This window comes from Flavobacterium sp. (genome assembly GCF_043780635.1).
In the GTDB taxonomy this organism is placed as follows: Bacteria; Bacteroidota; Bacteroidia; order Flavobacteriales; family Flavobacteriaceae; genus Flavobacterium.
Genome location: NZ_JAYWCK010000134.1, coordinates 1 through 7,146, shown reverse-complemented (window position 1 = coordinate 7,146; position 7,146 = coordinate 1). Strand labels below are relative to the sequence as shown.

6 protein-coding genes are annotated in these 7,146 nt (G+C 35.2%); all 6 read right to left on the bottom strand.

All coding sequences use genetic code 11. The features are described from left to right. Nucleotides 1-2,336, bottom strand: a 2,336-nt coding sequence (locus ACH2BV_RS11970; RefSeq protein ID WP_395050963.1) for a 3-hydroxyacyl-CoA dehydrogenase/enoyl-CoA hydratase family protein, incomplete at its 3' end; no start/stop codon positions are given. Between the two features lie 22 nt (nucleotides 2,337-2,358). Further along, the gene (locus tag ACH2BV_RS11965) at nucleotides 2,359-2,796 is read right to left on the bottom strand and encodes a MarR family winged helix-turn-helix transcriptional regulator (protein WP_395050962.1); all 438 of its coding nucleotides are present in this window, start codon (nucleotides 2,794-2,796) and stop codon (nucleotides 2,359-2,361) included. A 192-nt stretch (nucleotides 2,797-2,988) separates the two neighbouring features. Continuing rightward, the gene (locus ACH2BV_RS11960) at nucleotides 2,989-3,381 is read right to left on the bottom strand and encodes a hypothetical protein (protein WP_395050961.1); all 393 of its coding nucleotides are present in this window, start codon (nucleotides 3,379-3,381) and stop codon (nucleotides 2,989-2,991) included. A 149-nt stretch (nucleotides 3,382-3,530) separates the two neighbouring features. Next, entirely contained in the window at nucleotides 3,531-4,583 is a 1,053-nt protein-coding gene (locus tag ACH2BV_RS11955) for a proline iminopeptidase-family hydrolase (protein ID WP_395050960.1), read from the bottom strand. 93 nt (nucleotides 4,584-4,676) lie between these two features. Next, a complete protein-coding gene (locus ACH2BV_RS11950; protein WP_395050959.1) occupies nucleotides 4,677-6,449 on the bottom strand; it encodes an AMP-dependent synthetase/ligase in 1,773 nt (590 codons plus the stop codon). Between the two features lie 142 nt (nucleotides 6,450-6,591). Next, nucleotides 6,592-7,038: a DUF1572 family protein gene (locus tag ACH2BV_RS11945; RefSeq protein ID WP_395050958.1), complete on the bottom strand. Its 447-nt coding sequence runs from the start codon at nucleotides 7,036-7,038 to the stop codon at nucleotides 6,592-6,594. Between the last annotated feature and the right edge of the window lie 108 nt (nucleotides 7,039-7,146).

Genomic DNA, 7,146 nt, shown 5'->3' with positions numbered 1-7,146 from the left:
TTTCTTTCGGTGCAAAGCGATAAAAAGGCTTCTCTTTCTATATCCAATAAATATTGTTCACTTACCAATGTTGGTTCTGATAAATCACCACCAGCCATTACATAAGCCAGTTTGTTGGCAATTTTCTTGTCGTGTTCGGAGATGTATTTTCCAGCTTCCATTTGGTCCGTTCCCACCAAGAACATTCCCAAAGCTTGTTTTCCCAAAACTTTTACGTCAGTTCTGCGAATAGGTTGAGTATAACCGGCTTCAGCCATTAATAAGGCGTGTTTTTTGGCTTCGGCAATTTGACGATCTTTGTTAACCACTACCACGTCTTTTCCGTGTTGCAATACTCCCAAGTCAAAGGCTTCGTATGCCGAAGTCGACACTTTGGCCATAGCCACAGTCAAGAAATATTCTTGCAAAACATTAAGTTCGACATCGTTTTTACGGAATAAATCCGAAGCTCTTAACGCCATTTCTTTAGATCCGCCACCTCCGGGAATTACTCCAACTCCAAATTCGACCAATCCAATGTAGGTTTCCGCAGCAGCAACCACTTTATCAGCGTGCATACTCATTTCGCAACCGCCACCCAATGTCATACCGTGTGGCGCAACTACTACCGGAATTCCGGAATATCGCACGCGCATCATTGTGTCCTGGAACATTTTGATAGCCATATTCAGTTCTTCATATTCTTGTTCGACCGCCATCATAAATATCATTCCGATATTGGCACCCACTGAAAAATTGGCTCCCTGGTTTCCAATAACCAAACCTTGATATTCTTTTTCGGATAAATCAATGGCTTTGTTGATGGCTTGCAATACATCACCTCCAATGGTATTCATTTTCGATTGGAATTCCAAGTTCAAAATTCCGTCACCTAAATCCTGGATAATAGCTCCGCTGTTGCTCCATACTTTTTTGCTTTCGCGAATGTTGTTCAAGATGATGAAAGCGTCTTGTCCCGGAACTTTAGTTTGTGTTTTATTTGGAATATTATAGAAATAGGTAGCTCCCTCTTTAATGGAATAAAAACTTGAACTACCAGAGGCTAACATCTCACTAACCCAGGCAGGTGGAACTAAACCTTCATCTTTAATCATTTCGATTCCTTTTGCGACACCTATAGCATCCCAAATTTCGAAAGGACCATTTTCCCAACCGAAACCAGCTTTCATTGCATCATCGATTTTGTACAATTCGTCCGTAATTTCAGGTATTCTATTCGAAACATAAGCAAACATTCCGGCAAAACTTCGTCGGTAGAATTCTCCTGCTTTGTCTTTTCCTTTTACTAAGACCTTGAAACGATCAATTGGTTTGTCGATGGTTTTTGTAAGTTCCAAAGTGGCAAACGAAGCTTTTTTAGCCGCACGATATTCCAATGTATCCAAGTCCAAAGAAAGAATGTCCCGTCCTTCTTTTTTATAAAATCCTTGACCTGTTTTACTTCCAAGCCATTTGTTTTCCATCATTTTGTTGATGAAATCCGGCAATTTGAACAATTCGTGTTGTTCGTCGTTCGGGCAGTTTTCGTAAATTCCGTTAGCAACGTGTACCAAAGTATCCAATCCAACCACATCGACCGTCCTGAAAGTCGCCGATTTTGGTCTTCCAATAACGGGTCCGGTGAGTTTATCAACTTCTTCAATAGTCAATCCCAATTCTTTAACCAAATGGAACAAACTTTGGATTCCGAAGATTCCAATTCTGTTTCCAATGAAAGCAGGAGTGTCTTTGGCTACAACCGAAGTTTTACCCAAGAATTTCTCTCCATAGATAGTAAGGAAGTCCAAAACCTCGGTTGAAGTTTGTGGGCCAGGAATAATTTCAAATAATTTTAAGTAACGCGCAGGGTTAAAAAAGTGCGTTCCGCAGAAATGTTTCTGGAAATCTTCGCTTCTTCCTTCGCTCATAAAATGAATAGGAATCCCTGATGTGTTTGAGGTTATCAATGTTCCCGGTTTGCGGTATTTTTCTATTTGTTCAAACACCATTTTTTTGATGTCTAAGCGTTCCACAACTACTTCGATAATCCAATCTACATCGGCAATTTTTGCTAAATCATCTGTTGTATTTCCAGTAGTAATTCGACTTGCGAATTTTTGATGGTAAATAGGCGAGGGCTTTGATTTCAAGGCATTTTGGAAATGTTCGTTGACCAAGCGGTTGCGAACTATTTTGCTTTCGAGAGTCAGTCCTTTCTTCGCTTCAGCATCGGTGAGTTCTCTGGGAACAATGTCCAAAAGCAGGACTTCGACACCAATGTTGGCAAAATGACAAGCAATTCCCGAACCCATAATTCCGGATCCGATTACTGCAACTTTTTTAATAGCTCTTTTCATTTTTTATTTTGGATTATAAATTTTAGATGTTGAATATTTTCTTTTCGGAAATTAATTCGTTGATGGTTTCAGAAACTTCTATGAAATTTTGGAGTTTTTCGGCTGGCACATTTTTTCTTATGGCTTCATTAAATTTGAGTACCGTATTTTTTGACAATTCTCTTTTTTCTTTTCCAAATTCGGTTAAGTATATCAATACACCACGCCCATCTTCGGGGTTTCTTTTTCGGATGATTAATCCTCTCTCTTCCATCGACTTCAATGTTCTGGTAAGGCTTGTCGCTTCCATTCCCATTTTTGGGCCTAATGCGGTTGATGGAGTTCCTCCTTCCTTATCAATGCTCAATAAGGCAAAACCAGTCGCCATTGAAGCATCGTATTTTGCAGCTTCTTCGTTGTACATCCTAGCAACGGCTTGCCAAGTTGCACGAAGAATATAGTCTATAGTTTTGTCTTTCATATTTTACACAATCGATTTTACATCAGGTTTCTATATAGTGTCTTTTTTACGAGAACGTTATAGTAAAGATTTCAAAGATAATAAAAAATACTATGCACGCATAATAAATTAAAATTATTTTTATAAATTAGAATTAGCAAAAAAAAACTCCCCAATTTCTTGAGGAGTCACAGAAAAGTATATACAATATGTCTATTTCATTTTATCAACCATAACTGCAATAACTGCTCCTGTTAATGCAGTCATAACAATAGTAAGCACAATATCTAATCCCATATTTTGCCAATCAATATCAGCAGTAGCTTTCATTGCATTATAATAAAAATCATAATACAGTCCTAGAAACAAACCGATAACCGCTCCAGCTTGCAATCCTGTTTTCCAGGTAGAAATATGCGCCCATTTTGCAAAAATGTAAGCAACAAATAAGCCTCCAACCAAACTGCCCAAGACAATCATTGTCATATTCATTTCTCCGGTAACGGGAAATTGATCTTTAAAAATAATGCCGTAAAGCAACCATCCCAGCAGAAAGTTTACTATACCACCCACAACACCTGAAACTAAAAAATTTTTTGCGTTCATAATTTTTTGATTTTATTGGTTAATCTGATAAAATTATTAAAATTTTGATAATATGATATTTATGAATATAAAAAATTATTAACTATTTAATTATTTACAATGTTAATAACATTTTGTGTAAAAATATATAAAATGGAAACAATAAACTTCTATTTAGATTTCATAAAATCACCACTATCAACATCTTTTAAAAATTTAATTAAGCCTGGAAAATAGGTTTTCTGATCATCATATTGAGAGCAGTGACTTCCGTTGGGACAGAATAAAAACCTTCCGTTTTGAACTTCTTCTGAAATCCATTTCATATGTTCAGGATCCATTGTATCATATTTTGCGCCAATTGAAAGCGTTGGAACTGTTAGTGTTTTAAGTCTGTCAGTAACATCCCAATTTTTTAAAGTTGCGTTTCCGGTCATTCCAAATTCACTTTGACCTTGCATATAAACATATACATTTGGGTTTAAATGTTTGAAAGCGCGGGTCACAGATTCAGGCCATTCTTCTAGTGGTTTTCGAAAGAGATGCTGGGTATAATAATATTTAAAAAGTAATTCCTCATACTTTGGATTGGCAAAATCATTGTTTTTCTCCATATCCTGAATTTGTTTCAAAATTTTCGGATCCATTTGGGGTCCAAGTACTTCTTGGGCATATTTATTATATGCCGGAGCGCTTGCCATCATATTGGCAATAATTAAACCTTTTAAGTTTTTCTGGTATTTTAAGGCGTATTCCATTGCAAGAATTCCGCCCCAAGATTGACCTAATAAATAAAAATTAGTATTGTCTAGCTTCAAAGCTTTTCGAACTTGTTCTACTTCTTCGACAAAACGTTCGGTAGTCCATAAGCGATTATCATTAGGTTGGTCACTATAATAAGAGCCTAATTGGTCATAATAAATATATTCTATACTTTCTTGTGGAAAAAAGCCATCAAAACATTCGAAAAATTCGTGAGTTCCTCCAGGTCCTCCGTGAAGCAGCAGCACCTTTATTTTAGGATTGTTTCCCACGGTTTTAGTCCAAACTTTAAAATTACCGATTGGAGTTGTAATGGGAATCATTTTTATGCCACCCGTAAATTGATCGTCACGTTTTGAGAAGTCAAGGTAATTTGCTTTTATTGCCTCTTCCGGATTTTGTTTGCATCCGTTAAATAAAAAAAAACTCACTAATAAAATAACTACACTTTTAATATTCATACTTACTTGGTTTTAATTGGTTTGAGGAATTAAAGGTAAGTAAATATTTTAATTTGATTATTTTATTTAGGTGGTGAATATTTTAATAAAATGCTAACCATAAATTTTACGGAATAAATCAATGTATTTTTCCATAACTATTTTTCGTTTCAGCTTTAGAGTGGGAGTGAGGTGACCGCCTGCAATAGACCAGATATCCGGAGTTAATTCAAATCGTTTTATTTTTTCCCAATTCCCAAATTTCTCATTTAAAATGTCTATTTCTTCCTGAATTCGTTCAATAACTTTTGGATTTGCAATGATTTCTTCATTGGTTGAACCAACGGTGATGCCGTGTAATTTTTCCCATTCTCTGACAAATTCAAAGTTAGGCTGAATGAAAGCTGCGGGCATTTTTTGTCCATCTCCAATGACCATAATTTGCTCAATAAAACGAGATTGCTTCATTGCGTTTTCCAGTAATTGTGGCGAAATGTATTTACCTCCTGAAGTTTTGAACATTTCTTTCTTTCGATCCGTAATTTTAAGGAAACCTTCGCTGTCAATTTCACCTATATCACCCGTGTGGAAATATCCGTCACGAACTGCTTCATTTGTTAAAGGCTCATCTTTATAATAGCCCATCATTACATTTGGCCCTTTACAAAGAATTTCTCCGTCTTCGGCAATTATAACTTCTACATTATCAATTATTCTTCCAACTGTTCCCACTTTGAAACCGCCATTTCTCATATCATTAACCGAAATTACCGGCGATGTCTCAGTTAATCCATATCCTTCCATTACAGGAATTTCTGCGGCCGCAAAAACTCTGGCAAGCCTTGGCTGTAAAGCTGCACTTCCTGAAACCATTAAATCTAATTTTCCACCTAAACCTGCTTTCCATTTACTGAAAATAAGCTTTCTGGCTATTTTTAATTGAAATTCATACCAAAATCCATTGGCACCATAAGGTTCAAATCGTAATCCTAAATCAACTGCCCAGAAAAATAATTTTCTTTTGATTCCCTTGAGTTGCAATCCTTTTGAATAGATTTTGTCATATACTTTTTCAAGAAGCCTTGGAACTACTGACATTACCGTTGGATTTACCTCGTTTATATTGTCACTGATTTTGTCTATTGATTCTCCGAAATAAATTGAAACGCCATAATATTGGTATAAATATAAAATCATTCTTTCGAAAATGTGGCAAATTGGCAAGAAACTCAAGCCACGGCTTTTTCCTTTTTCGAAAGGAATTCTTACGGCGCTGTCCAAGACATTTGACACGATATTTTTATGTGAAAGCATAACCCCTTTTGGTCTTCCTGTCGTTCCTGAAGTATAAATTATGGTGGCCATATCTTCAGGTCTGACATTACTTTTTCTTTCTTCAACTACATTCTGATTGCTTTTGTCTTCGCCAAGGACAAGCAATTCTTTCCAGTTTTTGCAACCTTCAATTTCATCAAAGGAAAATACTTCTTTTAGATTGGGTAGATTTTGCTTTATTAAATTTACTTTTCGCAACACTTCAGTATCAGACACAAAACAGTAGATGGAACCAGAATGATTAAGTATGTATTCGTAATCAGTTTCGGAAATAGTTGGGTAAATAGGAACATTTTGCGCTCCGATTTGTAAAATTCCAATGTCCATAACATTCCATTCGGTTCTATTATTGGAAGAAATTAATGCAATTTTATCGTCTTTTTGAATTCCCATTCGCAATAATGCTCTTGAAACGGCATTGGCTTTTGCAATATATTCTTCGGTCGAAGTTTTTACCCAGACTCCATTATATTTGGTAACCAAAGCATCCGGAATGTTATAATGCTCTAATTGATAATATGGAAAATCAAATAATCGGGTGATTGATGTCATTTGGGAAAGTATAAATTTATCGCAAATTAGTAAAAATTATGATTTATTTGATTTTAATTATAAAAAATTGAGTTTTTATTAGCTATTTATTTAATCGAATACTTTTAATTTATCTAAAAGTCTGTCTCTAACTATTTGGTAATTATTTGTCCAGTAATCTTCTATGGTAATTTATTTGGCCAAGATGATAACTTAAATGAGAGGAAAGATGAACTAAAAAAAACTCTGTTGACATTGCTTCTTTAAAGACTATTATTGGATATTCAGCTTCTAGATCCTGATTATTCAAATTGCGAATGGAATTTTGGACAACAAGAATCGTATCCTCAATATTCCTTATTAGCTCTGCTTTTGGAATATCTTTTAATGAAAATTCAAGTTCTCTATTTCTTATATAATCTGTATTTCCAAGTGTTGCTCCAATATAAGCATTAAGATTACCAATTAAATGTAAGCAAAGATTTCCGGATGAATTAGAGATTTCCTTATCAACAATCCAAATTGATTTTTCGTTTTGATACAATTCTATTTCCTTTTTTAGTCTATTAAGATCTCTGGTAAATAAGGTTTCTAGTGTTTCTGTTAACATATTATATAGGTTTAATCAAAAGAATTCCTCGAAGCTCTGCTTCGGGGTTCGATGGTAAGTAAAATTATTATCTTTGTTTTATGAGCGAACACATTCATAAGAGACATA